At 59.8% G+C, this 25,971-nt stretch carries 21 protein-coding genes; 10 read left to right on the forward strand and 11 right to left on the reverse strand.

Annotation, left to right across the window (positions count from 1 at the left end; translation table 11 throughout):
• The first annotated feature begins 112 nt into the window (after nucleotides 1-112).
• Nucleotides 113-751, forward strand: coding sequence for a TetR/AcrR family transcriptional regulator (locus FIV03_RS26945; RefSeq protein WP_152511635.1), 639 nt, complete (start codon nucleotides 113-115; stop codon nucleotides 749-751).
• Nucleotides 752-1,016: 265 nt separating this feature from the next.
• On the opposite strand, the gene FIV03_RS26950 is transcribed toward FIV03_RS26945, so the two are convergent.
• The 8 genes from FIV03_RS26950 to FIV03_RS26985 all read right to left on the reverse strand — a co-directional run bounded on the left by FIV03_RS26950 (nucleotide 1,017) and on the right by FIV03_RS26985 (nucleotide 10,721).
• The gene (locus FIV03_RS26950) at nucleotides 1,017-1,922 is read right to left on the reverse strand and encodes a 2-oxo acid dehydrogenase subunit E2 (protein WP_152511636.1); all 906 of its coding nucleotides are present in this window, start codon (nucleotides 1,920-1,922) and stop codon (nucleotides 1,017-1,019) included.
• A gap of 9 nt (nucleotides 1,923-1,931) precedes the next feature.
• Nucleotides 1,932-3,362 carry an NAD-dependent succinate-semialdehyde dehydrogenase gene (locus FIV03_RS26955; RefSeq protein WP_152511637.1) on the reverse strand — a complete coding sequence of 477 codons (1,431 nt, stop codon included), beginning with the start codon at nucleotides 3,360-3,362 and terminating at the stop codon, nucleotides 1,932-1,934.
• Between the two features lie 16 nt (nucleotides 3,363-3,378).
• Entirely contained in the window at nucleotides 3,379-4,734 is a 1,356-nt protein-coding gene (locus FIV03_RS26960) for a biotin/lipoyl-containing protein (protein ID WP_152511638.1), read from the reverse strand.
• Nucleotides 4,724-5,722 (reverse strand): alpha-ketoacid dehydrogenase subunit beta, encoded by a 999-nt coding sequence (locus tag FIV03_RS26965; protein WP_152511639.1) that lies wholly within the window; start codon nucleotides 5,720-5,722, stop codon nucleotides 4,724-4,726. The genes FIV03_RS26960 and FIV03_RS26965 overlap by 11 nt, the downstream gene beginning before the upstream one ends.
• An 11-nt stretch (nucleotides 5,723-5,733) precedes the next feature.
• Nucleotides 5,734-6,729, reverse strand: coding sequence for a thiamine pyrophosphate-dependent dehydrogenase E1 component subunit alpha (locus FIV03_RS26970; protein ID WP_152511640.1), 996 nt, complete (start codon nucleotides 6,727-6,729; stop codon nucleotides 5,734-5,736).
• Between the two features lie 54 nt (nucleotides 6,730-6,783).
• Nucleotides 6,784-8,082 (reverse strand): Xaa-Pro peptidase family protein, encoded by a 1,299-nt coding sequence (locus FIV03_RS26975; protein WP_006933717.1) that lies wholly within the window; start codon nucleotides 8,080-8,082, stop codon nucleotides 6,784-6,786.
• Nucleotides 8,083-8,147: 65 nt separating this feature from the next.
• A complete protein-coding gene (locus FIV03_RS26980; protein WP_077290581.1) occupies nucleotides 8,148-8,954 on the reverse strand; it encodes an SDR family oxidoreductase in 807 nt (268 codons plus the stop codon).
• Nucleotides 8,955-8,966: 12 nt separating this feature from the next.
• Nucleotides 8,967-10,721 (reverse strand): extracellular solute-binding protein, encoded by a 1,755-nt coding sequence (locus FIV03_RS26985; RefSeq protein WP_286202235.1) that lies wholly within the window; start codon nucleotides 10,719-10,721, stop codon nucleotides 8,967-8,969.
• Nucleotides 10,722-11,021: 300 nt separating this feature from the next.
• On the opposite strand from FIV03_RS26985, the gene FIV03_RS26990 reads away from it, so the two are divergent.
• The 8 genes from FIV03_RS26990 (at nucleotide 11,022) to FIV03_RS27025 (ending at nucleotide 18,933) form a co-directional block, all read left to right on the forward strand.
• Complete coding sequence (locus FIV03_RS26990) at nucleotides 11,022-11,981, forward strand: sugar ABC transporter substrate-binding protein (protein WP_152511642.1); 960 nt, start codon at nucleotides 11,022-11,024, stop codon at nucleotides 11,979-11,981.
• 80 nt (nucleotides 11,982-12,061) lie between these two features.
• Entirely contained in the window at nucleotides 12,062-12,859 is a 798-nt protein-coding gene (locus FIV03_RS26995) for an SDR family oxidoreductase (RefSeq protein ID WP_152511643.1), read from the forward strand.
• Nucleotides 12,860-12,888: 29 nt separating this feature from the next.
• Nucleotides 12,889-13,920 carry an ABC transporter permease gene (locus FIV03_RS27000; protein ID WP_286202236.1) on the forward strand — a complete coding sequence of 344 codons (1,032 nt, stop codon included), beginning with the start codon at nucleotides 12,889-12,891 and terminating at the stop codon, nucleotides 13,918-13,920.
• An 11-nt stretch (nucleotides 13,921-13,931) separates the two neighbouring features.
• Nucleotides 13,932-14,933, forward strand: coding sequence for an ABC transporter permease (locus FIV03_RS27005; protein WP_023001717.1), 1,002 nt, complete (start codon nucleotides 13,932-13,934; stop codon nucleotides 14,931-14,933).
• Complete coding sequence (locus FIV03_RS27010) at nucleotides 14,930-16,441, forward strand: sugar ABC transporter ATP-binding protein (protein WP_152511644.1); 1,512 nt, start codon at nucleotides 14,930-14,932, stop codon at nucleotides 16,439-16,441. The genes FIV03_RS27005 and FIV03_RS27010 overlap by 4 nt, the downstream gene beginning before the upstream one ends.
• Nucleotides 16,441-17,316 (forward strand): NAD(P)-dependent oxidoreductase, encoded by an 876-nt coding sequence (locus FIV03_RS27015; RefSeq protein ID WP_152511645.1) that lies wholly within the window; start codon nucleotides 16,441-16,443, stop codon nucleotides 17,314-17,316. Before FIV03_RS27010 ends, FIV03_RS27015 begins: the two co-directional genes overlap by 1 nt.
• The gene (locus FIV03_RS27020; protein ID WP_075281382.1) at nucleotides 17,313-18,023 is read left to right on the forward strand and encodes a ThuA domain-containing protein; all 711 of its coding nucleotides are present in this window, start codon (nucleotides 17,313-17,315) and stop codon (nucleotides 18,021-18,023) included. Before FIV03_RS27015 ends, FIV03_RS27020 begins: the two co-directional genes overlap by 4 nt.
• Nucleotides 18,024-18,162: 139 nt before the next feature.
• A complete protein-coding gene (locus FIV03_RS27025; protein ID WP_173013961.1) occupies nucleotides 18,163-18,933 on the forward strand; it encodes a sulfotransferase family 2 domain-containing protein in 771 nt (256 codons plus the stop codon).
• 109 nt (nucleotides 18,934-19,042) lie between these two features.
• On the opposite strand, the gene FIV03_RS27030 is transcribed toward FIV03_RS27025, so the two are convergent.
• From FIV03_RS27030 to FIV03_RS27040, 3 genes are all read right to left on the reverse strand, one after another.
• Nucleotides 19,043-19,765, reverse strand: coding sequence for a FadR/GntR family transcriptional regulator (locus tag FIV03_RS27030; RefSeq protein ID WP_152511647.1), 723 nt, complete (start codon nucleotides 19,763-19,765; stop codon nucleotides 19,043-19,045).
• Between the two features lie 198 nt (nucleotides 19,766-19,963).
• Complete coding sequence (locus tag FIV03_RS27035; RefSeq protein ID WP_152511648.1) at nucleotides 19,964-20,878, reverse strand: response regulator transcription factor; 915 nt, start codon at nucleotides 20,876-20,878, stop codon at nucleotides 19,964-19,966.
• Complete coding sequence (locus FIV03_RS27040; protein WP_152511649.1) at nucleotides 20,868-24,257, reverse strand: ATP-binding protein; 3,390 nt, start codon at nucleotides 24,255-24,257, stop codon at nucleotides 20,868-20,870. Before FIV03_RS27040 ends, FIV03_RS27035 begins: the two co-directional genes overlap by 11 nt.
• A 300-nt stretch (nucleotides 24,258-24,557) precedes the next feature.
• Between FIV03_RS27040 and urtA the strand changes: the two genes are divergently transcribed.
• Nucleotides 24,558-25,844, forward strand: coding sequence for an urea ABC transporter substrate-binding protein (gene urtA, locus FIV03_RS27045; RefSeq protein WP_031269634.1), 1,287 nt, complete (start codon nucleotides 24,558-24,560; stop codon nucleotides 25,842-25,844).
• The last annotated feature ends 127 nt before the right edge of the window (nucleotides 25,845-25,971 follow it).

Below are 25,971 nucleotides of genomic sequence, written 5' to 3' on the forward strand. Positions count from 1 at the left end.
CCAGCATCGCTTATTGAGCATCTGCTCAACTTTATTGATCAGATGATCTATAAAAATCGGAAGATTGCAAGTAGATTATTGCGTGCCGTATGAGGGAGGCAGGAAAAGGAACATGAATGGAATGACCGATGTCGCCGAAACGGGGGACACTTCCAGCCGTCGCAGGCTGCCCCCTTCCGAACGCCGCCAGCAGATCGTTGAAGGTGCCGTCGCCTTCTTCGCCGAGGTCGGCCTTGACGGCAACACACGCGATCTCGCCAAGCGTATCGGCGTCACGCAATCGCTGCTTTTCAACTATTTCGCCACCAAGGACGATCTCATAGAGGCGGTCTATGAAAAGGTGTACCTCGGGCGTCTTTCTCCCGACTGGCCGGAACGGCTGACCGACCGGGAAGTGCCGCTGCGTCGGCGCCTGCTCGATTTCTACACCGAATACAGCACACTCATCTTCCAGTACGAGTGGATGCGGATTTTCATGTTTTCCGGCCTTTATGGTGCAGAACTCAACCGCCGCTATCTCAAACATCTAGGCGACGTCATCCTGCTACCGCTCCTGGGCGAGATCGAACACGAGGCAAATTCCGGCGTCACACCGGTCATGGAAGATATCTGGAACCTGCACGGCGGCATCGTCTACATCGGCATCCGACAGCACATCTACCGAACCCCCTGCCCGGACGATCCGTCCGAGGCCATATCAAGAGCGATCGACCGTTTCCTGCTGTCGTTCGGTATCAGTCCCTGCCCTTGAGCTGGCGCTGAAGAGGTTGTCCGCTATTCAAGCGGCTCATTCACCACCCCCGGAGAGGAACACGCGGGACCAGGCTCCAATCCTGTTCGAAGCGCAGCTGGACAGTCGGAAACGCGATTTCGGTAACTTCGTGGAGAACAGAGATAACGTCGTTCCGGCTATCCCCCAGGTTTTTCAAGGACCGCCTAACATCCACAAGCTCCCAGGCAGCTACACATTCCGGGAACCTCAATCTTGCAGTGAGGTAAATCCAGCAGACAGCCCGTCAGATCAACATCCGCCGAGGCTCTTTCAAAAGACCTGCATAATAGCTCAGGAAGCGCGCGGCGTCTGCGCCGTTGATGCCCCTGTGGTCGTAGCTGAGATCGAGGGGCACCATCTGGACGGGTTGGAAAGTCTCCCCATCCCAGACGGGGGCGACTTCAGTGCGGGTGATACCGAGAATGGCAACTTCCGGCGGATTGACGATCGGGGTGAAGGCGGTGCCGCCGATCCCGCCGAGGTTGGTGATGGTCATGGACGCGCCGCCCATTTCATCAGGGCGCACCTTGCGCTCTTGTGCTCTGGAGGCGAGATCGGCGATTTCCGCCGCGATCTGCCAGAGGCCTTTCCGGTCAACGTCCCGGATAACGGGCACCATCAGGCCGTGGGCGGTGTCGACCGCGATTCCAAGGTGCACGTAGTCTTTCAGGAACAGCGTCTTGCCGTCCGAGCTGAGAGAAGCATTGAACTTCGGGAATTCCCGCAAGGCCTTCGACAAGGCCTTGGCATGGAAAGCCAGCGCCGTCAGCTTCACGCCGCGCTCGCCGGCTTCCGTCCGCAATTCCTTGCGCAGGGCTTCGATGGCCGTCATCTCCGCGCGGTCATGATGGGTGACAGCGGGAATGAGCCTCTGGGCCGCGGCCATGTTTTGCGCTGCGACTTGGGCAAACCTTGAGACGGGTTCTTCCGTGACCGGGCCATAGAGCGTGTGGTCGACGTCCCAGTAGGACCTGTCGCCCGATTGCGCGGGAGAGACCCCGGCGGAGGGCGACATCCCAGCATCGCCTTCGCCTTCCACATCCTCGCGGGCGATGGACGTGCGTCCGATGTCGCGCGCGAGTTTCTCGATGTCTATACCCTTCTGCCGGGCCAGCGCCCTGACCGAAGGCGGTGCGATCACGTCGGACATCTCCACCTCCTACCAGCTTGCCGAAATATACTGGGTTTCCATGAACTCCAGCATGCCTTCATGGCCACCTTCACGGCCGAGGCCGGACTGTTTGGTGCCGCCGAAGGGAGCCGCCGGATCGGAGACGAGACCGCGATTGAACCCGACCATGCCATAGTCCAGCTTTTCACAGACCTGCAGGCCGCGTTTCATGTCCTTCGTGAAGACATAGGCAACCAGACCGTATTCCGTGTCGTTGGCCCTGCGGATCACGTCGTCCTGATCGGTGAAGGTCTGGAGGGCGGCGACGGGCCCGAAGATTTCGTCGTGCACGCAGTCGGCCGTCTCGGGCACACCCGACAGAACCGTGGGCGGATAGAAAAAGCCCTTCCCGCCCGGCAGGTCGCCGCCGACTTTGATCTTCGCTCCCTTCTCAACCGCATCGCGAACGAAATCCGCGACCTTGTCGCGGGTTTCCGCATTGACCAGCGGGCCGACATCCACGTCCGGGTCAGATCCGTCGCCGACCTTCAGTTTTTTCATGGCCTCGACAAGTCGGCGGGTAAAGTCGTCGGCAACGGCTTCATGCACGTAGATCCGGTTGGCAGCGGTGCAGGCTTCACCGAGATTGCGCATCTTGGCCAGCATCGTGCCCTGCACCGCCTCATCAAGATCCGCATCGTCAAAAACGATCAGCGGTGCATTGCCGCCAAGTTCCATCGCCGGTTTGAGCACCTGATCGGCCGCAGAATGCAGCAGCTTGCGGCCAACCGCCGTGGAACCTGTGAAGGAGACGACGCGCACGCGCGGGTCGTGCAGCATGTGATCGACAAGTGCGCCGGTGCGCCTGGAAGGCAGCACATTGACAAGGCCATCCGGAACGCCGGCTTCTTCCAGGAGGGGCATGAGCGCCAGCATGGTCAGCGGCGTTTCGGAGGCCGGTTTGATGATCACCCCGCAGCCAGCGGCCAGAGCCGGAGCGATCTTGCGGGTGCCCATGGCCGCCGGATAGTTCCAGGGCGTGACAAGAACCGCAAGGCCGGCAGGCTTGTGCTGCACGATGATGCGCGCGCCAGAGGCAGGCGCATGGGTGATGAGGCCGTCGGCGCGTACGGCTTCTTCGGCAAACCAGCGGAAGAATTCGGCGGCATAGGTCGCCTCGCCCATGGCATCGCTGCGCGCCTTGCCGTTTTCCAGCGTGATCATGCGGGCAAAGTCTTCCAGCCGCGCCGTCATCAATTCCCACGCCTTGCGCAACACTTCCGAACGTTCGCGCGGCGTTTTGGCGGCCCATGTTGCCATCGCAGCTTCCGCGGCATCCAGCGCGGCGTCCGCATCCTTGATGTCGGCGGAGGCGACGGAGGCAAGCACCTCTTCGGTTGCCGGGTTCAGAACGTCGAACCTTTCGCCGCTCGCTCCCGCGCACCAGGTGCCGTTAATGTAAAGATCGTTATGGTCCATAATGGTCCCCATGGGTTCAAAGCAGGTGGCGGAGCGGTTGCTCCATCCGACCCGCGAAATTGGAAAGCAGGTCAATCGCCCGAGGTGCAGTCAGTCGGTCCCCGGCCCATTCCAGCACGAGAGCGAGATCCTCCCCCTGCCGCAGAATGCTGATGACGGGGCATTTGCCTGCATCAAGCTGAAGCGCCGAGATGCGGCTTGCTCTCAGGTCACGCACCAGCAGATCCACTTCTAGATCATCGTCCGCCGGTTTGACCTGACCAAGCCAGAGCGAAGCAGCGGAGTAGACTTGCGACTGCCGCATATTCTCAACGCGGACTTTGGCGGGAAAGTTCCCGAAACTGGCAGCCGCAAACCCGGCCAGCAGAGCTGCCTGATCGGCTTGCCCGCCGCTGTCCTTCGCCCAGGCCACGAAGTCTGCAAATCCGGTACCCGATACCTTTGCCCTGAGTTCGAAGCGCTGCGCCGTGGCACTTGCCGCCGGCGTTTCCGCGCGCAGGGTCTTGAGGGTCTCCAGATCCTTGACGTGAAACGGCTGGGGGTGGCCGGCATCGGCCAGACGCTGCAGGTCCAGCCCTTGTTCCTGCGCAAGCCGCCGTGCCTTCGGCGACGCAAGAACTCTCCCGGCCACCCCGGGCGCGGTCTTGGCCGCCACCCGTTTTTCAGGAGAAGGTGCAGGCGTGTTGGCAGGTTCCGTCTTTTCCTGCCGCTCCGGCGCTGTTTCACCGGCCGCAGAAGCTGTTGCTCCAGCAGCCTTACGCGACACTGCCTTGTCCGGCTTTTGCGCCGATATCACCGCTATCGTCTGGCCGACAGGCACTTCCTCACCCGCTTCCGCCAGAAGCGCGGCCACGAAACCGTCGCGGCCGGCGTTGACCTCAACCGTGCTCTTGTCCGTTTCCACTTCGAAGAGAATGTCGTCAGCCGCAACGGCTTCTCCGGGCTGTTTGCACCAGGCAACCAGAAGGCCCGTGTCCTGAGCCATGCCGAGTGTCGGCATGATTACCTGGTGCCCGTCCGGAAGGGCTTCACCCCCGGCGTCTGCCCCGGCTTCCCGACCGTTAGCCTTTAACTGTTCCCCGGTGGATGTGTTGTCCGGCGATGGGCTCCCGTTTGCCTGACCAGCCCCTTCCGGGGTTTCAGAGATCATCGCGATCACCTGTCCAACCGGAACATCGCTGCCTGCTTCCACGGAGACGTCGGTCAGATAGCCTTCCTTCTGCGCCTCCACTTCCATGGCGGCCTTGTCGGTTTCCACCTCGAAAAGCACATCGCCAGCGGCCACTGCCTCTCCCGGTTTCTTGTGCCAGGCCAGCAACTGGCCGCTGTCCTGGGCCATGCCGAGCGCGGGCATGATCACCTCATGCGGCATGGATCAGCTCCCCGCGGCAGATCTTGCGCGCGTTGTCGGCAACTCCTGCGGCATTCGGCACGGTGATGTCTTCAAGGGCAGGCGAAAACGGCACCGGCACGTCCATGGCGCCCATGCGGATGACCGGCGCGTCGAGGTCGTAGAAAGCTTTCTCGCTGATCCGCGCGGCAATTTCCGCCGTCACGCCGTAGCTCTGGTGGCCCTCGTCGATGACGATGGCGCGCGACGTCTTGCGGACAGAACGCAGGATGGTTTCCTCATCCAGGGGCACGATCGTGCGCGGGTCGATGATCTCCGCGCTGATGCCCTCGCGGGACAACGTTTCCGCCGCTTCCTCGGCCACCTGCACCATGGAGGAGGTCGCCACCAGCGTGACGTCCCGGCCCTCGCGCTTGATGTGCGCCTGGCCGAAGGGGATCAGGTATTCTTCTTCCGGCACCGGGGCCTTGTCGTTGTACATCAGCTTGTCTTCGAAGATGACCACCGGATTGTTGTCCCGGATTGCGGTCTTCATCAGGCCCTTTGCCTCGTAAGCCGAAGATGGCATGGCGACCTTCAGTCCCGGAATGTGGGCAACAAGCGCCTGCAGGGACTGGCTGTGCTGAGCAGCGGAGCGCCGGGTCGCGCCCATGTTGGTGCGCAGGACCAGCGGGACGTTCAGCTTGCCGCCGGACATGTAGTGGGTCTTGGCGGCCTGATTGCAGAGCTGATCCATGACCAGATAGAGAAAATCACCGAACATCAGGTCGACGATCGGCCTCAGTCCGGTCATCGCCGCACCAACGGCAATGCCCATGAAGCCGGGTTCGGAAATCGGCGTGTCGATGATCCTGTCCGTTCCGAACTCCTCCACCAGGCCGGACAGCACCTTGAACGGCGTTCCGGCCTCCGCGACGTCTTCGCCCAGGAGAATGATCGACGGATCCCGGCGCATTTCTTCCGCGATGGCTTCGTTGACTGCCCTGGACAGGGTGATTTCACGTGTCATGGCGTCCCTCCTCAGGCGGCCGTGCCGGCGTAGACATGCATGTCCACTTCCCGCACATCCGGATATTTCGCGTCGAGCGCATATTTGACGGCAGCTTCGGCATCGGCCGCGATTTCATTGTCGATGGCCACCAGTTCGTCCGCGGTCATGATCTTCTGGTCGATCAGCCACTTGCCGAAGTTGGTGATCGGGTCGCGCGCAGACTTCCATTCCGTCTCTTCATCCTTGGCGCGGTAATAGTCGCGGTTGATGTCGCCGACGTGGTGGCCGTGATAGCGATAGGTGTCGAGTTCGATGAAGAACGGGCCTTCGCCCTTTCGGCATCTGGCGGCGAGCTCGCCCGCCAGCTTGTTCACGGCCAGCACATCCTGGCCATCGACCTTGAAGCTCTCGATGCCGAAGGCTTCCGCCCGGGCGGTCAGCGAACCAGCCGCGATTTCCTCGGTCCTGGTGTATTCGCTGTAGCCGTTGTTCTCGCAGGCATAGATGACGGGAAGCTTCCAGAGCGCGGCCATGTTCATGACCTCGTACCAGAGCCCTTGTGCCGTCGCGCCATCTCCGAAGAAACACACGGTGACGTGCCCGGTACCCAGACGCTTGGCGGTGAGTGCCGATCCGGTGGCAATGCCCATTGAACCGCCGACAATGGCGTTTGCGCCCAGGTTGCCGTTGGCCTGGTCGGCGATATGCATCGATCCGCCCTTGCCCCGGCAATAGCCCTCTTCCTTGCCCAGAAGCTCGCAGAACATTTCCTTGAAATGCGCTCCCTTGGCGACACAGTGACCGTGCCCCCTGTGCGTCGACGTGATCTTGTCTTCGGGCGTCAGCGCTTCGCAGATGCCGACGGCCACGGCTTCCTGACCGGAATACATGTGGGTCAGGCCCGGCATCTTCGCCGACAGGTAAAGCTGGTTGGCGTTGTCCTCGAAGGCACGGATGCGCACCATCTGCGTGTACATGCGCAGATACTCTTCCGTGTTGTGTTTCTTTTTCTTCGCAGCGCTCATCTTGTTGTCCCTTGACTGGGCCCGGCCGCCGCGCGGCCGGGCACGATGGGCAGGTCAGTACCGGTTGGCGATCGGAAGTTCTTCGGCCGGGAACAGGCTGATCACCTCAACGCCCGTGTCCGTCACCACGACTTCCTCCTCGATCCGGGCGGCGGAATAGCCGTCGGCGGCCGGGCAGTAGGTTTCCAGCGCGAACACCATGCCCGTCTTGATTTCCATCGGATGGTCGAGCGAGACCGCACGCGAGATGATCGGCCGTTCGTGCAGGGCCAGCCCCAGGCCGTGGCCGAATTGCAGACCGAAGGCGGTTTCCTCATTGGGGAAGCCGAATTCCTCCGCCTTGGGCCAGACTTCCGCCACCTTGTCGGTGGAGACGCCGGGCTTGATCATGGCGATGGAGGCATCGATCCATTCACGCGCCTTGACGTAGGCATCACGCTGCGCGGGCGTGGCCCGACCAATGTTGAAGGTTCGGTAGTAGCAGGTCCGATAGCCCTGATAGGACTGCAGAATGTCAAAAAACGCCTGATCGCCCGGACGGAAGTAGCGATCGGTGAAATTGTGCGGATGCGGATTGCAGCGCTCGCCGGAAATGGCGTTGATCGCCTCGACATCATCCGATCCCATTTCGTAGAGCATCTTGTTGGACAGGGCGACGATGTCGTTCTCGCGCACGCCCGGCTTCAGTTCCTCGTAGATCATGTGATAGACGCCATCGACCATGGAAGCCGCCTGAGTCAGAAGCTGGATCTCGTCCCAGTTCTTGATCTCGCGCGCAGCCAGCATGATCTGCTGTCCGTCGACCACGTTAAGCCCCTCTGCCTGCAGCGCATGGAACATGGCGGTTTCGGCATAGTCGACACCGACCGGCATATCCGCCATGCCCGCGTCCCGGATCAGCCCGGCAATCTCGCGGGCATATTTGCGCATCAGACCGAATTCCGGCGGGATGGTGCCGCGCATGCCGACCACACCTGCCCGGCAATGATCCGGCACCAGCCAGTCGGAGAACTTCTTGTGGTGGACGGCGGCTGAACCGAAGTCCCACACGTAAGGGGCGTCATCACCCGTTAGCAGGCAGAAGCGGCACATCTTGTCCCGCTCCCATTCACCGATCTTGGTGGCCGAGACGTAGCGGATGTTGTTGACGTCAAACAGCAGAAGCGTACCGGCGGGAGAGGCCTTCAGCGCCTCCCGTGTTCTGGCAAGGCGATACCGCCGCAACCGATCATGGTCGATGCGGCGTTCGAAATCGACGGATGTGTGACCCCAGGCGGGCAAACGCCCCTCCCAGCGCCAATGCGGTTCGAGATCCTGCGGCGTCAGGAGGTTGGGTAACAGTGCGCGAGACATGGCTCTCTCCTTCGGATGCACCTGCGCACATCCGTCATGTAAAAAGAATATTGTTTTTCAGAGTGTTACTGGATGCACCAGCCGCCATCGATGTGGATCATTTGGCCCGTCATGTAGTCGCTGTCGGGGCTGGCGAGAAACGACGCGGTGCCCTTGATGTCATCCGGATAGGACACCCGCTTGATCACCAGTTCGTTGTTGGCGATGTCTTCGTAGGCCTGTCCTGCCCGTTCCTTGAAGCCGATTTCGACAAGGTCCTTGTCGAGCTGTTCCCACAGCGGTGTCACCACCACGCCGGGGGCATAACCGTTGACGGTGATGTTGTGTTCGCCGAGCGCAACGGCCCCGCAATGGGTCAACGCCAGGCAGCCGTATTTGGATGTGCAATAGACGGTCACATCCACCAGAGGCTTGCGCGAGGCGATGGAGCCGACATTGATCAGCTTGTAGGGAAAATCCTGTGGCCCTTGCGCAATCATCTGCCGGGCGGTTTCCTGCATGCCAAGCCACATCGCCTTGGTGTTGACGCCCATGATGAGATCCCAGTTGTCCTCATCGATATCCATGAAGAAACGGGGCTTGTTGAGGCCGGCGTTGAAGAGGCCCACATTGATGCTGCCGAAAGCTTCGACAGTTGCCGCCACCGCCGCGGCGTTGTCCTCGCGACGCGTCACGTCCATCTTGACCGCAACCGCCTTGCCGTTACCGGCCGCATTGATCCGCTCCGCGACGGCCTGGGCTTCGTCGAGGTCCAGATCACCAAGACAGATATTGGCGCCCTGAGCTGCAAAATGCTCGGCGTTGGTTGCGCCCATGCCGCGTGCGGCACCGGTAATCAGAACGTTTTTTCCCTTGAGCCGATTGGGGTCCATGAATTCCTCCCATTAAAGTTTTCCAGCCTCCCGCAGAAGTCGGTCGGCACGATCTTGAGCCATCTGCAACGCGGCTTTTGGCGCCTTCACGCCACGCAACATGTCGTGGCATTCCTCCCCGCAGATGCGGATGATGTCGTTGATTTCCGGGATTGGCGGTCGTGGCCAGAACTGCAGTTCGTCCCGCCAGGACATGGCGTCCACCGCTTCAAAGATCGGAGACAGGCGCCGGACTTCCGGGTCCGCGCCAACCGAGTAGCGCGGATTGGTGCGGCTGCCGTGTTCGACGTAGAGCTTTTGCGCTTCAGGCGAAGTGAAGACGATCAGCGCTTCGGCTGCCGCCTCCAGCCGTTCCGGTGCGATATTGGCCGGAATGCCGAGCAGATAGCCGCCGACCGGGGCGATATTCTGCGCATTCGGGCCGGAAGGATGCGGCAGGAAACCGACCTTGCCATGAGCCGCGCAGGCCGGATTCTGTTCGAAGTATGGAGCGAGCAAAGTATAGCCGTAGGCCATCGCCACACGTCCGCTTGCGAACGGACGGACGCGCTCGTACCAGGACATCGACAGGATGTCCGGCGGCGAATATTGCAACAGCGCCATCAGGTATTCGGCTGCGTCCAATGCCCGTTCGGAATAGATGACCGGCCGATAGCCCCCGTCCGCAAGTCGCGAGGCGTCATAACCACCGGCCTGTTTGGGCAAATCCAGAATAGGCTGGCCGAAGTCCGCGCAAGTCATCATGAATGTATGGCCCAGCGCGGTCCCGCGTGCCGCGTTCCAGGCAATTCCGTATCTGCCCTGAACCGGGTCGTTGAGCCGGGCGGCGGCCTTGAGCAGCGCGTCCGTCGTGAGGGGCGGTTCAAGCCCTGCTTCCGCCAGCAGATCCTTCCGGTAAAACAGCAGTTCCGGCGTGGTCTGCGAGGGCACACCGTATGGCTTGCCTCCCCAGTGAGCTGCCTGCCAGCCGGCGGTGTGAAAATCGCTCGGCTGAAGCCGCTCGACATCCAGCACTTCGTCCAGCGGCAGGAGATACCCGTTCTCGGCAAACTCGCCCAGCCACGGCAGGTCCAGGGCAATCAGGTCATAGCGGCTTGTCGCCCTGTGGGCGTTCTTGACCGCTTCTTCGTGAAGCCGGTCGATTGAAAAGGCCCGCTGCTGAATGGAGCACCCGACCACCTGCTCGAACTGGCGCTTCAGACCATGCATCACCATGAAGGTGGGATCGCCATGGACCAGAACGCGAAGATCGCCGGACAGTTTCAAGGGTTCAAGCAGGACCTGGGGCGGCTGGATTGTCTGGGCTTCCAGGTAAGACCCGCCGAAATAATAGTCCTGTGTGCCGGAGCGCAGATCGGCCGCCCCGAACGATTGCGCCGCCATCCTGCGGACACGGCTGCTGAACTGGGTCCATGCCTCCAGCATGTCAGCGCTCGGATGGAGGGAATAGCTTCTGCCGGAAGACGTCCTCGGCCTTTGCTCGATCAGGCCGTTGTCGATCATCTCGCGCATGCGGCGGCTGGCTGTCGCGTAGGGAACGCCCGACGCGCCAATGAGCGAGGTCGGGGTCACCGCCTTCGCTTCCAGATGCCTTTTCACCAGATAGGTCGACATTTTGACATAGGGGTTCGGAGCAGATATCTCCAACAGACCATCCATCTCTTCTTCAAAGTTCTCCAGAAAGCTGAGAACCTGGAGGATTTCCGTCTTGGCCTGTTGCGTCAGATAAGTCTTTTCGCGAACCAACTCTCCCTCTTGCTGGTTCATCGCTCGGCTCCAGTTTTCCGGACGGGATGAACCACTGCTGCGTTTCCTCGTTTTGGATATTTTTTGGATCGACATTGAATGTCCTCCTAAGCGTGAGCGACGTGGCCGATTAGAAAAACGGCCAAAAAATCCATTTTGGATATAAGAACATCCATTTTGGATATTTTCGAGGGGGCGTCGTTCTGCCGAGGCGTGCAGGCTTTTTGGTGACGCTCACGGTGGGCGCATATCCGTGTCAGGAGGAGGCACGGTTCAGAATTCAGACCATTCGAAATGGTCTCTCAGGGAGGAAATGAAACAATGAACACTTTCCGTTCGCTGCTTGTCGCCACGACGGCTGCTGCAGGCCTGACCTTGTCTGGCGCAGCCGGTGCAGAAACGATGAAGATCGGCATCACGCAGAACAACGTCGGCGTCGACAGCTACCAGACCACCTATGAAAAGGCCTTTATCGCGGCAGCCGACGCCAATGCGGATGTCGAAACCGTCGTTCTGGACGCCGGCGGCGATGTCGCCCGGCAGATCGCCCAGATGGAAGACCTGATCCAGCAGGAAGTGGACGCGATCATTATCTGGCCGACGAACGGTGAAGCCGTCATCCCGGCCGTCCGCAAGGCCTTCAAGGCCGACATTCCGGTGATTGTGACCAATTCGAACATCGCCGAACAGGGCTTCGAGTTCGTGAAGTCCTTCTCCGGTCCGGACAACATCACCCAGGGCTCCCGTTCCGCCGAGATCATGTGCGACAAGTTCAAGGCCATGGGCATCGAGAACGAAGCCCAGATCGTTCAGATTTCCGGCCAGCCGGGCTACACGACTGCAATCGAGCGCGCCAAGGGCTTCGAAGACCGCCTGCCGGAAGTCTGCCCGAATGTGACCCTGGTGGAGACCCAGCCGGGCGACTGGAACCGCGAAAAATCCCAGAAGGTCATGGAAGCGTTCCTGGTCAAGTATGACGACATCGACGGCGTCTACGCCGGCGACGACAACATGGGTGTCGGCGCGCTGAATGCCGCCAAGGCCGCCGGACGTGAGGGCATCATCTTCGTCGGTGCGACCAATTTCTCCGTTGGTTACGAGGCAATGGAGCGCGGTGAATACTGGGGCTCGATCTACCAGTCGCCCGTTGACGATGCCGAAGCTGCCCTGCAGACGGCAATCGACATCCTGTCCGGCAAGGATGTTCCGTTCCTGAACTACTTCGACACGCCGAAGATCACCCAGGACAACATGGCCGAATTCGACAAGCCTGTCTTCTGAGCCTGAAGGTCAAGCCCGACTGGGGCGCGAGCCAAGCCTTGCGCCCCATTTTTTCCCAATACATTGACCGGGAGGAAACCATGGGCCGAGTGTCCGGGCGTTCCTGTATCGTCACCGGCGCTGCCCGAGGGATCGGACGTGCCATTGGCGAAGCCCTTATCAACGAGGGAGCGGATGTCTGCTTTGCGGACATCAACGGCGAACAGGCAAGTGCCGTTGCCGAAGCCAACCGCGACCGTGCTGCCGAAACCGGCGCCGGGGTGACATGGGCCCAGGTCGATGTGACCGATCGTGATCAGGTTCGTGCCATGATCGCGAAAACCGTCGCGGCTTTCGGCAAGCTGGACGTCAAGTTCAACAATGCCGGCGTCAACAAGCCCATGAACTTTCTCGATGTCACTGAGGACAACTGGAACTTCATCATGGGAGTGAACGGCCTTGGGTGCCTGATCGGCATGCAGGAGGCCGCCCGTCAGATGATTGACCAGGGCAGCGGCGGCAAGATCATCAACACCGCGTCGATCGCCAGTCGACAGGGGTTCGACAATGTCGCGCCCTATTGCGCCTCGAAATGGGCCGTGGTCTCGCTGACGCAATCCGGCGCAAGAGACCTTGCCAGACACAACATCACCGTCACAGGCTTCGCGCCGGGTGTCGTGGCTACCGAAATGTGGGAACAGGTGGACCGGGATCTTCTGGATATAGGTGCTGCCGAGCGGCCCGGACAGGCGATGGAGGAATTCTCCTCCGAGATCCTGCGCGGCCGGGTGGCGACACCGTCCGACATCACGGGAACGACCACGTTCCTTGCATCACCAGAAAGCGATTACATGACCGGCCAGGTGGTGATGATCGATGGTGGCATGACGCTCGTTTGAAACTTTACAACAGGATGAGGGAGGGTCTGTTGTCCGACATATCAACCAAGGCTGCCAGCCGTCCCGGCAGTTCCAAGGAAAAATCCATGAAGCCCTTCAGTCTGTCGGGCGTTGGGGGATTTCTGGCGAAACAGGGCATTCTGATCGCCTTCGCCGTCTTCATGATCGGCTTCACGATCGCCAACCAGCGCTTTCTCGACCCAGACAACATCATGGGCGTAGTCCGCTCCTCAGCAATCCTGGGCGTGATGGCCCTTGGCGTCACCTTTGTCGTCATCAGCGGCAATCTCGACCTCTCCGTCGGATCGATGATGTCTTTTGCCACCATCGTCGTCCTCGATCTGCACGACAAGCTGGGGCCTTTGCTCGCCATTCCTTCCATGTACGCCATGGTACTGTGCCTGGGCGCCTTCATCGGCTTCCTCGTCGGGTATCTGAAGCTGAATTCCCTGATCGTGACCCTAGGAATGTTGTCGGCGATCCACGGACTGACCCTCACCTATTCCGGCGGCAAGAACATGGATATTGCCGACAAGGAAGGCACCTGGTTCAGCGTGTTCGGCCAGTCGACCGTCCTCGGCATTCCGGTACCGATCCTGCTGTTTGCGCTGGTCGCTTCGGTTCTGGGGATCGTCCTTGCCAAGACACCGTTCGGTCGCAAGGTCTACGCGGTTGGAGGCAACGGCACCGCGGCAACCTTCTCGGGCATTCGCAGAGCCCGTGTCGTCTTCACCTGCTACCTCTTGTCCGCTTTCTGCGTCGGTACTGCCGGTCTCATCCAGGCCAGCCGGTCGCTGGGAAGCCAGAACACGGTTGGCCAGGGGCTTGAGCTTGAAGTTCTGGCTGCGGTCATCCTCGGCGGAGCGTCGCTGATGGGCGGCTCCGGCACGATCTTCAAGACCGTTATCGGTGTCCTGATCCTCGGCTTCATCCAGAACGGTCTCTTGCTCGTCGGACTGCAGTTCTATGTCCAGTATGTGGTGACCTGGATCATCATCATTCTTGCCGTGTGGCTGGATATTGCCGCCAAACGCGGCAAGCTCTGGTCGCCGATCGCGTGAGGGAGGGATTGATGGAACCGGGAACCTTGAGCACTTTTCTGAAACGTGGCGCGATCTGGGGCTTCATTCTCGTCGAACTGGTCTTCTTCTCGGTCGCGGGCGAATTCCTGTCGCTCAGTGACAAGGCCTTCATGGACGTGGACAACATGCTGCTTTTGTTCAAGCAGTCTGCCCCCATCGGGATCATCGCCATCGGCATGACGATCATCATGATCAATGGCAATATCGACCTCAGTGTCGGAGCGACCTTTGCCCTGAGCGCCGTCGTCCTGCTCGACAGCATGACCTGGCCGGTTTTCGCCGGCCTCGGCGACGGCGTCATTCCCATTGCCTGGGGACTGGCATTGCTGACAGGGATCGTTCTGGGCGCTCTGAACGGGCTGATCGTCTGGAAGACCGGTGTCGATGCCTTCATCGTCACGCTCGGTTCCATGCTCGGCTATCGCGGCCTGGTGTTCATGTACAATGGCGAACAGCCCACATCTCATCTCAACTGGACGCTGGTTGATTTCGCTGAAGCCCATTTCCTGGGACTGCACACCGCCACCTGGTTCCTGATCGTGGTGACCGCCGTGATCTGGTTCGTGATGAACCGCACGATCCACGGGCGCAACGCCTATGCCATCGGCGACAACCGTTCTGCGGCCATCAATGCGGGTATCCGCGTCGGGCCGCACATGATGATCAACTTCATGATCATCGGCTTTCTCGCCTCCCTGTCTGCGGTGGTGTTCTATTCGGAATCGGGCTCGGTCAATCCCAACGACGGCGAACTCTATGAGCTGTGGGTCATTACCGCCGTGGTTCTGGGTGGCACCAAGCTTACCGGAGGTGCGGGATCCGTGCTTTCGACGCTCGGCGGCGTTCTGGCCATCCAGCTTCTGCGAAAGGGGCTTGGACACATCGGCGCCGACACGGAAACAGTCAATCTGGTGATCGGCCTGATCCTGATCGCCGTCCTGTTCCTCGACCGTCAATTGAACCTGAAAGGCAAACAGGAGCTGAGAATATGACCGGCACCACCCCCGCCTTGCGCCTGGAAGGCATCGTCAAGACCTTCCCCGGCGTGCGCGCGCTCGACGGTGTGTCCTTTTCCGTCCTGCCCGGCGAAGTGCATGCCCTGATGGGTGAAAACGGCGCCGGAAAATCGACCCTCATGAAAGTGCTTGGCGGCATCTATCAGCCTGATGAAGGCAAGATCATCGTCAGCGAGCAACCGGTTGTCATGACGTCGCCGCTTCAGGCGAAAAGCAAGGGCATCGTCTTCATCCATCAGGAACTGAGCCTCGCCGAGGAACTGACGGTTGCCGAAAACATCTATCTCGGCGAACTGCCGCGAAAGAGCTTCGGCCGGGTCGACTGGCAAAAGCTGCATGAACAGACCAACCGCATTCTGGAGATGCTCAAAGTCGGCTTCGACGCCCGCACGCGTGTCGGCGATCTCTCCATCGCAAACCAGCAGATGGTGGAAATTGCGCGTGCCCTGACAGTGGAAGCCAAGGCGGTCATCTTTGATGAACCGACTGCCTCGCTGACCGATGCGGAAAAGGTGGTTCTGTTCGATGTCATCGACAACCTGAAAGCCGAAGGCGTCGGCATCATCTACATCTCGCACCGGATGGAAGAGATCTTCAGGATCACCGACCGCATCAGCGTGCTGCGGGACGGACAGTATCGCGGCACACTGAACACAGCCGAAACCAGCGAGGACGAGATCACGCAGCTCATGATCGGCCGCAAGCTCGACCTGTCACGCAACGCCGTCCACCACGAACTGGGTGATGTGGCGCTGGAAGTGCGAGGGCTCTCCTGTGGCTCGCTTTTCCGTGACATCAGCTTCGAAGTGCGCAAGGGCGAGGTTGTCGGCTTTTATGGCCTTGTCGGGGCCGGCCGCACGGAAATCGCCGAAACGCTGTTCGGTCTCAGAGAACCCAGCAGCGGCGCTATTTTCCTGAACGGAGAAGAAACTGCCATTCACTCGCCGGCCGATGCCATCGCCAAGGGTATCTCGCTGGTGCCTGAGGACCGCAAGACGCAGGGCCTTGTTCTGGGCATGAACTGCCGGGATAACATGACCTTGCCTCAAGTAGACGACTTGAAAGCCGGCCCATTCGTCGCCGAAGGCGCGGAGATCTCGATTTTCGACCAGTACCGGGACCGGCTCGACATTCGCACGCCCGGCTGGAAGCAGCTTGCCGGCAACCTTTCCGGCGGTAACCAACAGAAGATCGTGATCGGCAAATGGCTCTCGATGCACCCGAGCGTTCTGATCGTCGATGAACCGACACGCGGGATCGATGTCGGCAGCAAGTCCGAGATCCACAACCTCATCCGCGAACTGGCAAGCCAGGGCTATGCTGTCATCGTCATCAGTTCGGAAATGCCGGAGGTCCTGCATGTAAGTGATCGGATCGTCGCCATGTACAGCGGCGAGATCATCCGGACTTTCACCTCCGAGGAAGTTACCGAAGACAATCTCATCCAGGCCATTTCCGGCATTCGGCCGGACAAGGCCGCCTGATGCGGGTCGGATTTGCGGGGCTTGGCCGGATGGGCGTGCGCATGGCTGCCAATCTGGCCGCCGCCGGTCTGGATGTGAGCGTCTGGAACCGGACAGCTGGACCTGCACAGGCCTTCGCCGCCGCCCACAACGCCTTTTCGGCAGCCACCCCGAAAGACCTGGCGGAGCGGTCGGATGTGGTGATCACCATGCTCGCCGACGATGCTGCTGCGGAGACAGTCTATCTCGGGCCGGATGGCTTGTTCGAGGCGTCAGGGGGCAGTCGGGTTCTGGCTGAAATGGGTACCATTTCCGTACCGATGGCAGAACGTCTGGCGCTATCTGCACCGGAGAAAGGCCGATGCTTCGTCGATGCGCCGGTTTCCGGTGCCACACAAGCGGCGGCGGATGCAAAGCTGCTTATCATGGCAGGAGCAGAAGCAACTGATGTGCCTGATCTGGCCCGTCTCTTCGAGGTTCTCGGCCGGAAAACCGTCTGGCTTGGCAAATCCGGCGCAGGCGCTGCCATGAAACTCGGCGTCAACATGCTCATTCATGGCCTCAACCAGACATTGGCAGAAGCCCTTACCCTGACTACAGCAGCCGGCATCCAAAAAGAACAAGCCTATGAGGTCGTGGAAAACTCGGCGGCTGCCGCTCCGGTTCTCGCCTATCGCAAGGGGCTTTATCTGGATGAGGCTGCGCACGACGTCAGCTTCACGGTCGCACTTGCCCGCAAGGATGTCGGGCTGGCGCTGGAACTTGCATCCACTTGCGGTGTGGTCATGCCGCAAGCGGAACTCAATCATGCGGTTCTGAAGGCCGCCGGATCAGCCGGATATGACGACCGCGACATGGCTTCCATTCTTTCTTTCGTGAACAAGGGCCTGAAATGAAAGCAGTTCTGTTTGTCGGTGGCTGGGAAGGCCACACACCAACCCATTTCAGCGACTGGTATGAGGCCTTGCTTCGCGACAATGGATTCAGCGTTACCGTCTACGATACAATGGAACCGCTGGAACGCCCGGAGGACCTTGCCGACGTCGACCTGATCACGCCTATCTGGTCTTCGGCCCGGTCGGGTCACCAGCAGGAATTCGGCAACATGACCAAGCCGCAGGAGGACGGGCTGCTGAAACTCGTCGCCAACGGCTGCGGCATTGCCGGGTGGCACGGACATATGGGAGATGCTTTCCGCGACCGGCCGACCTACCACTTCCTGATTGGAGGCCAATTCGTCGCCCATCCTCCCGGTTGGCCGGACAACCTGCAGCCCAGGGAGGACTACATCGACTACGACGTGACGATCTGCAAACCGGACGATCCGATCGTCAAGGGCATCAGGAGTTTCCGCCTCAGGTCCGAGCAATATTACATGCTGGTCGATCCCTCCAACGACGTGCTGGCCACCACGACCTTCTCAGGCGATTATCTGTGGTGGATCGAGGGCACCGTCATTCCCGTTGTCTGGAAACGGCGCTGGGACAAGGGCCGAGTGTTCTACTGCTCCATCGGACACGAACTGGATGACCTGAAGGTTCCCCAGGTGACGGAAATTATCCGTCGCGGTGCACTCTGGGCAGCAGAAGGCAAATCCGCTTAGTGGCCTGCAAAGAACGCACCCTTCAAGAACTGTCAGCTTTGCAATAGGATATTCAAACTTTCACGATCGTCTGGCGCACCTTTCACTGCGCTGATCTGCGCGAATGCGGTTAATACACTGCAGGAACAGGGAGACGTTTTTGAAGTTTGATAGAAAGATCTTCTTCTGCCATATCCCGAAAACAGCCGGCACGTCGTTGCGCCTGTCGCTGGAACAGGCTGTCGGAGACGCAGCCGTTGTTCCCTCTCAAACGCTGATTTTCCATCATGGTGGCCGCTATCCGCCGCTTCACGAGGCCCTGCAGGAGCTTCACGATAAACCGGACTATCGCCTGTTTCGGGGACACTACGGCTTCTGGGTCCGAAAATATCTTCCGAGGAATACACTGACGATCGTCGTTCTGCGTGATCCGGTAGAGCGTGCCATTTCCCACATTCGCCATTTTCTCGCAGACGGAAAAACCACAGAGGCAGAAGCGCTTGACAGCCTGGATCAGGGAAGATTGCCAGTTCCCGACAATGCTTTGTGCCGATATCTGGGTGGTGCGGCCATAGAAGCGGTAGGACAAGAGCTGTCCGACCGCTTCCTTGCCTCCAGATTTGATCCGATCGACGATCACGACAACCTTTTCAAACGTGCTATTTCGACCGGTCGCTCGGTGGATATCATGGGATTTACCGATGAAATGCCGGATCTCTACGAAAAGATCTCGCAAGAAACCGGCCTGCCCCTGACAATGCGGCAGGACAATCCGAGCCGCTATCCTGCGCTTTCGCTTTCAGACCGTCAGCTCGACACTGTCAGGAGACACAATCAACTCGATCTGCAACTCTATGAGGCAATGCGAGCAGAGCGCAATTCCAACAAGTTGACACGGCTCCTAAAAAGAACAGGACTGTACCGAACCTGATCCGCTGCTACGCCCCTGTCTGCCAGAGCCCCCACTTGAGACCATCGGCTTGCTGACGTGGAAATCAACCGCACGAACAATCCACTTGCACGCAAAAGGGCCGGAGGCGCTAAACCCTGGCGCCCAGCTTGACCTGAACGTTGAGACGGGATGCAGCGCCTTGAACATGAGCTGCCATGGCTTCCCGGGCGCCTGTCCTGTCACCTGCCTCGATGGCCTCAAGCACCCTGCAATGTTCACCCAAAGTGATCTCCACCAGGTCGTCCTTGGCGTAGATGTTGGATGTCACCCGCGTTGTTTCCTTAAGCCTGGAGGAGATGTAGCAGATGATGCCGAAGAGATAGGAATTGCCGGCCGCCTTGCCGATTGCGCGGTGAAATACGGCGTCGGCTTCCAGCCGCTGTTCGTCAAACTGCTTGTGCCCTTCCAGAATGGCGACCGCCGCTCGCATCTCCCTGAGATCTGCCCCTGTGCGACGCATCGCGGCAAGTCCCGCAGCTTCGATTTCCAGGAGGCCACGCAACTCGAACAGGTCCGCAAGGTTGCCGGATTTGTCGAGTGAGCGGATATCGACCCGGAAGGTTTCACGCTCTGAAACAGGCTTGACGATGGCCCCGCGCCCTTGGCGCGATTCAATGACGCCATCAGACCGCAGCCTGGCAATGGCTTCGCGCACCACATTGCGGCTGACGCCAAAGGTTCCGGCGAGTGCATGTTCGGTCGGCAACGTATCGCCGGGATTCAGTTCACCATCCTGAATTTTCGCCATGATGTCTGCTGCGATGCGGTCCGGTAACAGCGATGACCGACGCACTTCCCGAAACTCAGCCATGCCGGGCTCCTCTTCGCATTGCCGGTGGGTTATTCGTGTTCTTCAACGGCTTAATGCATCCATAGGCCAAGCTCGGGTGCTTGTCGAGCCGGTCGGCACCTTGGCATCAGATGGCGGAAACCCGCCATTCTCACAGATCGAACGCGATTACGGAACCAGATTGCAGATCGAGCCGAGGGACCCGTTTCCCACGAAGCCCTAAAGCGCGTAGATCACCTCTGCTGCGCGAACGGCAGCGGAGGCCCTGTTCTCAACACCAAGTTTGACGAAGATCTGCTCCAGATGCTTGTTCACGGTGCGCGGTGACAGACCCAGAATTTCGCCGATATCCTTGTTGGACTTGCCCTTGGCGATCCAGATCAGGACTTCCGCCTCGCGCTGTGTCAGTTCAAAGCTGCCTTGCAGCGCCTGGACCTGTCCGGCCTCGTCTTCTGCGGTGACACGGAACAGGTTTTCATCAGGGCCGACACGGCCAAGCGGGTGAAGTTGCACTGCCAGGTTTTCAGATAAGCCGAGCATGAAACTCTTGCGACGCTCGCCCGAGGAATTCGGCCCGTCCAGCCAGTCCCCCAGTGCTCGGCCCAGCCGGAAAAGACTGGTTTCGGCAGCCCCTGTCTTTGCCAGCAGGTTGTGGATCTGCGGTGTCGACCACAACACTGTCCCCTCCTGCGACACAGCCACCAGATGGCGCCCGGCTGCGTCCAGCGCCACATGCGCGCTTTGAACCGACCGGGCATTCTTCAGATGCACCTTGATCCGCGCCTTCAGCTCGTCGACGTCGATCGGCTTGGTAAGGAAATCGACCCCGCCGGATTCCAGCGCCTTTACCACATGTTCCGTTTCGGACAGCCCGGTCATGAAAATCACCGGCACGTGCTGGAGCGCCGGATTTTCCTTGATCTGCCGGCAGGTTTCAAAACCGTCGAGGCCGGGCATGATCGCATCCATCAGGATCGTGTCCGGTGTCACCTTGTTGCAGATGTTGAGTGCGGTTTCGCCGCTGGTCGCCACCAGAACGGCTACGCCGGTCTTTTTCAGGGCTTCGGTGACGAAGCCGAGCGTTTCCGGGCTGTCGTCGACCACAAGGACCGTATCGCGACGATCATCCGTCATGTGTTTCCAATTCACTCAAGACGTTTTTGTAGGCATCGAAATCGAACCGGGCGAGATGAACATTCAATGCATCGATCAGGGGCAGATTTTCCGGCGTTTTCGCCAGTTCGTTCAATTTGGCCTCGATGCCTTCCACATAACCGATCTCCGCAAGCGAGATGAGATCGGCGACGTGATCGGCACCGGGTGATTTCAAGGGATCCTTTCGGGCAGGTTCCTGGTTTCGCTCGACCGGCTGTTCGGTCCAGACAACACCCATGTGTTTTTGCAGCAGGTCGTAAAGCTGGCCGATGCCGAATGGCTTTGCAAGGGTTGCCGAATGGTGAGCCGGACCGTCCGGCCGCAAAGCCTTGTCACCGATGTTGGCCGACAGCATGATGATCGGCGCGCTGACGCCTCTGTCCCTCAGGTCCTCGGCCAGCTCCCAACCGTTCATTCCCGGCATCAGGATATCGATCAGGTAGAGATCCGGCCGCAGCGGCTCGACCGTCTCCAGGCAGGCCCTGCCCGTATCCGCCTCGACGACGGCAAATCCGATCGGTTTCAGGATATCGCAGACAAGCGCACGGTGATCCGGATTGTCATCGATCACGGCAACCGTCTTCCGCTCGCCTTCGTAGCCTCGCACCTGTCTTTCCAGGCGGATGGTATCGACAGGCCGGTCGACAGCCGCCAGCATCAGCCGCACTTCAAAGGAAGCGCCCTTCCCCGGTTCGCTGGACAGCGCGATGGCTCCACCCATGGTTTCCGTCAGAAGCTTGGTGATGGTCAACCCGAGCCCCAACCCCGGTGTCTTCGCCCCGTCGGCGGTCTTGCTGCGGCCGAACGGTTCGAAAATCTTGACCTGTTCGTCAAGCGCGATGCCCGGTCCGCTGTCCGACACGACAAAGCTGGCCACCTGTGACCGGTAACTGACCGAAAACGAAACAGTGCCCTCAGAGGTGAACTTGATCGCATTCGACAGGAGGTTCACCAGGATCTGTCGCAGACGTTTTTCGTCGGTTCGTACAAACACCGGCAGGTTGGGTGCGCGCGCATAGTCGAAGCCGAGCCCCTTCGCAGCCGCCTGCATGCGGAACATGTCGACGATCTGATCCAGAAACTCGTGAATGTTGATCTCGTTGGAATAGATCTGCAGCCTGCCAGCCTCGATCCGCGAAATATCCAGCAGGCCGTCGATCAGCCCTGACAGGTGCTCTGCACTGCGCCGGATGGTGCTGATTGCAGGCCTGCGGGCTGTCGGCACGCTGTCGTCCCGCTCCAGCACCTGGGCATAACCCATGACCGCGTTCAAAGGCGTTCTGAGTTCGTGACTTAGGCCGACCACGTAGCGGCTCTTGGCAAGATTGGCGGCCTCGGCATCTTCCTTGGCCTTCTGCAGGGCCGCGTCGGTAACACTGTGAGCGTCGATTTCTTTCTGGAGGAGCGCGTTCTGGCGCATGGATTCCTCTTCGGCGACCCGCCGGGTGTCATGGGCCAGTACCAGGAACCAGCAGGCAATACCGACGACGATGGCGAAAACAAAGAAAATCAACAGCACCGTCTGGCCGATGATGCCGGTCGGATCTCCCAGACGGTTTTCCGCCTGGGCATAAATGATCCAGAGCACCAGGCCGATTGCAGCATTCGACAGTACAGAGATGAACGCATAGCGCCCCAGCCGGGACTGCAGGAACGCCATCGCGTTTTCCGGCAGAATGCGGCCCGCGACGGTGCCGACCTGATAGGACAAACGTGCCTTCGGCTTGCAGCTGTCGTGGCAGCGGGCATCGAGTGAACAGCACAATGAACAGATCGGAGACTGATAGGCCGGGCAATAAGCCATGTCTTCCGGCTCGAACGGGTTTTCGCAGATCGAACAGGCGATGTGCTCCTTCGTCTGCCAGCTCTGGCGCGGCTTGCGAGCCAGGTAGAAACGTCCCCTGGTCGCATAAGCGATCAGGGGCGCGGCGACAAAGGCGATGGCCATGGCCAGAAAGGTGGCGAGGGCCTCCGCCGTCTTTCCAAACTCGCCGAAGTGCGCGGCCAATGCGAGACCGGCGGCCAGAAGCATCGCCCCGGTGCCGACCGGGTTGATGTCATAAAGATGCGCGCGCTTGAATTCGATTCCTGGAGGCGACAGCCCGAGCGGCTTGTTGATGAAGAGGTCAGCCGAAATGGCGGAAAGCCACGCCATCGCAATGATGGAAAAGACGCCAAGGGTTTCTTCCAGCAACCGATAGATGCCGAGTTCCATCAAAAGCAGAGCGATGCCGACATTGAAGACGAGCCAGACGACCCGGCCGGGATGGGAGTGTGTAAGGCGCGAGAAGAAATTCGACCAGGCAAGCGACCCGGCGTAGGCATTCATGACGTTGATCTTGAGCTGCGCCACCACCACGAATGCCGCCATCAGCAAGAGGACGACGGTTTCGTTCGGGATCATGTAGCCGAAAGCGACCGCATACATGCGCGAGGGTTCGTCGGCATGGTCAACCGGAACACCGTGCGACAAAACGAGGACTGCCAGGAAAGAGCCTGCAATCATCTTGGGGGCACCGAGAACAACCCAGCCGGGGCCAGCCAGAAACAGGGCGAGCCGGTGCCGGCGGCGGGCATAATCCTGCGCCGGAAGAAACCGCAGAAAGTCCACCTGTTCACCGATCTGTGCCATCAGCGCCAGAATGACTGCGGAGGCTGCGCCGAAGCTGACCAGGTTGATGCTGTCCCAGCCGCCAGCTGTCGCACGCGGCGCCTGTGTTACCGGGTCGATGCCGGAAAACGTCAACCACTCGCCGACGGCCTGCCAGTCGGTGAAGGCAATGAAGACGAACGGCAGAATGTTCAGGATGATCCAGAAGGGTTGGGTTGCGAGCTGAAAGCGGCTGATCCAGGTAATGCCGTGGGTCACCAGCGGAATGACCGCAACCGCGCTGATGACATACCCCAGCCAGAGCGGCACACCGAAAGCGAATTCCAGCGCGCTCGACATGATGGAAGCTTCAATCGCAAAGAGAATGAAGGTGAAGCTGGCATAGATCAGCGAGGTGACCGTCGAACCGATGTAGCCGAACCCTGCACCACGTGTGAGCAGGTCTATGTCGACGCCGTAACGCATGGCATAGCGGCTGATCGGCAGACCGACGACCAACAGCACCAGGCTGCCGACCAATATGGCGAGAAACGCATTGGCTGTTCCGTGGGACAGGGTGATCGCACCACCGATCGCCTCCAGAGCCAGAAAGGAGATGGCACCGATCGCCGTCTGGGAAATCGCACGTGAGGAAAAGCGGCGTGCGCTCTTGGCGGTGAACCTGAGCGCATAGTCTTCCAGGGTCTGGTTGTTGACCCATTTGTTGTACTGGCGCCGAACGGGCAGAATGCGTTGGCGCGCCCTCACGCGTCCGCCTCCATGCCGGCACCAAATGCCCAATAACTGGACATATGACTATTTATTCGGCAAATGCCGTCCTTCATCGCCCGCTTTCCGCCCCGTTTTTTTATTCAGCTCCTCTCTTCAGCACATTTCATGCCGTCTTTGCTTCTGGAACGCCTTGGCAGGCGTTCAAGCCGGTTACGTCAATTGACGTATGTTGCGGTGCAGTGGTGCCAGTGCACGATCCCTTCCTGACAGCGGCACACCTTCCAGCCGCCAATCGCCGGCGTGGGAACCGGTGACGTCAAGCAAAGGGGAACATCCATGAAAAACACATTCACCAAACTCGCATTGGCAGGCCTGATGGCCTCCACGATGATCGGCGGCGCATCCGCCCAGGAAGACACGATCAAGGTCGGCATCCTGCACTCGCTTTCCGGCACAATGGCCATTTCGGAAACCACTCTGAAAGACGCCATGCTGATGCTCATCGAAGAGCAGAACAAGAAGGGTGGCCTGCTTGGCAAGAAACTGGAAGCGGTTGTCGTCGACCCGGCTTCCGACTGGCCGCTGTTTGCTGAAAAGGCGCGTGAGCTGATCGAAGTCAACGGCGTCGACGCCGTGTTCGGCTGCTGGACGTCCGTTTCGCGCAAGTCCGTCCTGCCGGTCTTCGAAGAACTCAACTCGCTGCTGTTCTATCCGGTTCAGTACGAAGGTGAAGAATCCCAGCGCAACGTCTTCTACACGGGCGCCGCACCGAACCAGCAGGCCATTCCGGCCGTCGATTACCTGATGAACGAGGAAGGCGTCGAGCGCTGGGTTCTGGCCGGTACCGACTATGTCTACCCGCGCACGACCAACAAGATCCTTGAAGCCTACCTGAAGTCCAAGGGTGTGGCTGAAGAAGACATCATGATCAACTACACGCCGTTCGGTCATTCCGACTGGCAGACGATCGTGTCCGACATCAAGACCTTCGGCTCCGCCGGCAAGAAAACCGCTGTGGTCTCTACCATCAACGGCGATGCCAACGTGCCGTTCTACAAGGAACTCGGCAACGCGGGTATCAAGGCTGAAGACATTCCGGTTGTCGCCTTCTCCGTTGGTGAAGAAGAGCTCGCCGGCCTCGACACCGCTCCGCTCGTCGGCCACCTGGCTGCCTGGAACTACTTCCAGTCCGCAGATACCGAAGCCAACGCCGAATTCATCGATGCCTGGCACGCTTACATCGGCGACGACAAGCGCGTGACCAACGACCCGATGGAAGCGCACTTCATCGGCTTCAACATGTGGGTTGAAGCAGTCAAGAAGGCGGGCAGCACCGAGCCAGATGCCGTGATCGACGCCATCGTCGGTGTCAGCGTTCCGAACCTGACCGGTGGCTACTCCGCAATGATGCCGAACCACCACATCACCAAGCCGGTGCTGATCGGTGAAATCCAGGAAGACGGCCAGTTCGAAACCGTCTGGGAAACCTCCGGCCTCGTCGTCGGCGACGCATGGTCCGATTATCTGGACGGCTCCAAGGACCTGATCTCCGATTGGCGCGCACCGCTTTCCTGCGGCAACTTCAACACTGCCACCGGCAAGTGCGGCGGCTCCGGGTCTTAAGGGAGAACGGACCTCGGGCGGGTCTTACGAGACCCGTCCTCTTTCCCCGGTTTTCCAACCGGAAAGGTTTGCCTGGAGAGTCGCTCTTAGCTCTCCCCTCATCCTGAGGAGGACCGCAAGGTCCGTC

This window comes from Labrenzia sp. THAF187b (genome assembly GCF_009363375.1).
GTDB classification, from domain to species: Bacteria; Pseudomonadota; Alphaproteobacteria; order Rhizobiales; family Stappiaceae; genus Roseibium; species Roseibium algicola.

Coding starts and splice junctions, on each gene's coding strand:
- FIV03_RS27005 (WP_023001717.1), top strand. CDS start 13,932: ATGGAACCGGGAACCTTGAGCACTTTTCTGAAACGTGGCGCGATCTGG.
- FIV03_RS27030 (WP_152511647.1), bottom strand. CDS start 19,765: ATGGCTGAGTTTCGGGAAGTGCGTCGGTCATCGCTGTTACCGGACCGC.
- FIV03_RS26965 (WP_152511639.1), bottom strand. CDS start 5,722: ATGACACGTGAAATCACCCTGTCCAGGGCAGTCAACGAAGCCATCGCG.
- FIV03_RS26995 (WP_152511643.1), top strand. CDS start 12,062: ATGGGCCGAGTGTCCGGGCGTTCCTGTATCGTCACCGGCGCTGCCCGA.
- FIV03_RS26960 (WP_152511638.1), bottom strand. CDS start 4,734: ATGCCGCATGAGGTGATCATGCCCGCGCTCGGCATGGCCCAGGACAGC.
- FIV03_RS27010 (WP_152511644.1), top strand. CDS start 14,930: ATGACCGGCACCACCCCCGCCTTGCGCCTGGAAGGCATCGTCAAGACC.
- FIV03_RS27035 (WP_152511648.1), bottom strand. CDS start 20,878: ATGACGGATGATCGTCGCGATACGGTCCTTGTGGTCGACGACAGCCCG.
- FIV03_RS26970 (WP_152511640.1), bottom strand. CDS start 6,729: ATGAGCGCTGCGAAGAAAAAGAAACACAACACGGAAGAGTATCTGCGC.
- FIV03_RS26985 (WP_286202235.1), bottom strand. CDS start 10,721: ATGAACCAGCAAGAGGGAGAGTTGGTTCGCGAAAAGACTTATCTGACG.
- FIV03_RS27015 (WP_152511645.1), top strand. CDS start 16,441: ATGCGGGTCGGATTTGCGGGGCTTGGCCGGATGGGCGTGCGCATGGCT.
- FIV03_RS26980 (WP_077290581.1), bottom strand. CDS start 8,954: ATGGACCCCAATCGGCTCAAGGGAAAAAACGTTCTGATTACCGGTGCC.
- urtA (WP_031269634.1), top strand. CDS start 24,558: ATGAAAAACACATTCACCAAACTCGCATTGGCAGGCCTGATGGCCTCC.
- FIV03_RS26990 (WP_152511642.1), top strand. CDS start 11,022: ATGAACACTTTCCGTTCGCTGCTTGTCGCCACGACGGCTGCTGCAGGC.
- FIV03_RS27020 (WP_075281382.1), top strand. CDS start 17,313: ATGAAAGCAGTTCTGTTTGTCGGTGGCTGGGAAGGCCACACACCAACC.
- FIV03_RS26975 (WP_006933717.1), bottom strand. CDS start 8,082: ATGTCTCGCGCACTGTTACCCAACCTCCTGACGCCGCAGGATCTCGAA.
- FIV03_RS26950 (WP_152511636.1), bottom strand. CDS start 1,922: ATGTCCGACGTGATCGCACCGCCTTCGGTCAGGGCGCTGGCCCGGCAG.
- FIV03_RS26945 (WP_152511635.1), top strand. CDS start 113: ATGAATGGAATGACCGATGTCGCCGAAACGGGGGACACTTCCAGCCGT.
- FIV03_RS26955 (WP_152511637.1), bottom strand. CDS start 3,362: ATGGACCATAACGATCTTTACATTAACGGCACCTGGTGCGCGGGAGCG.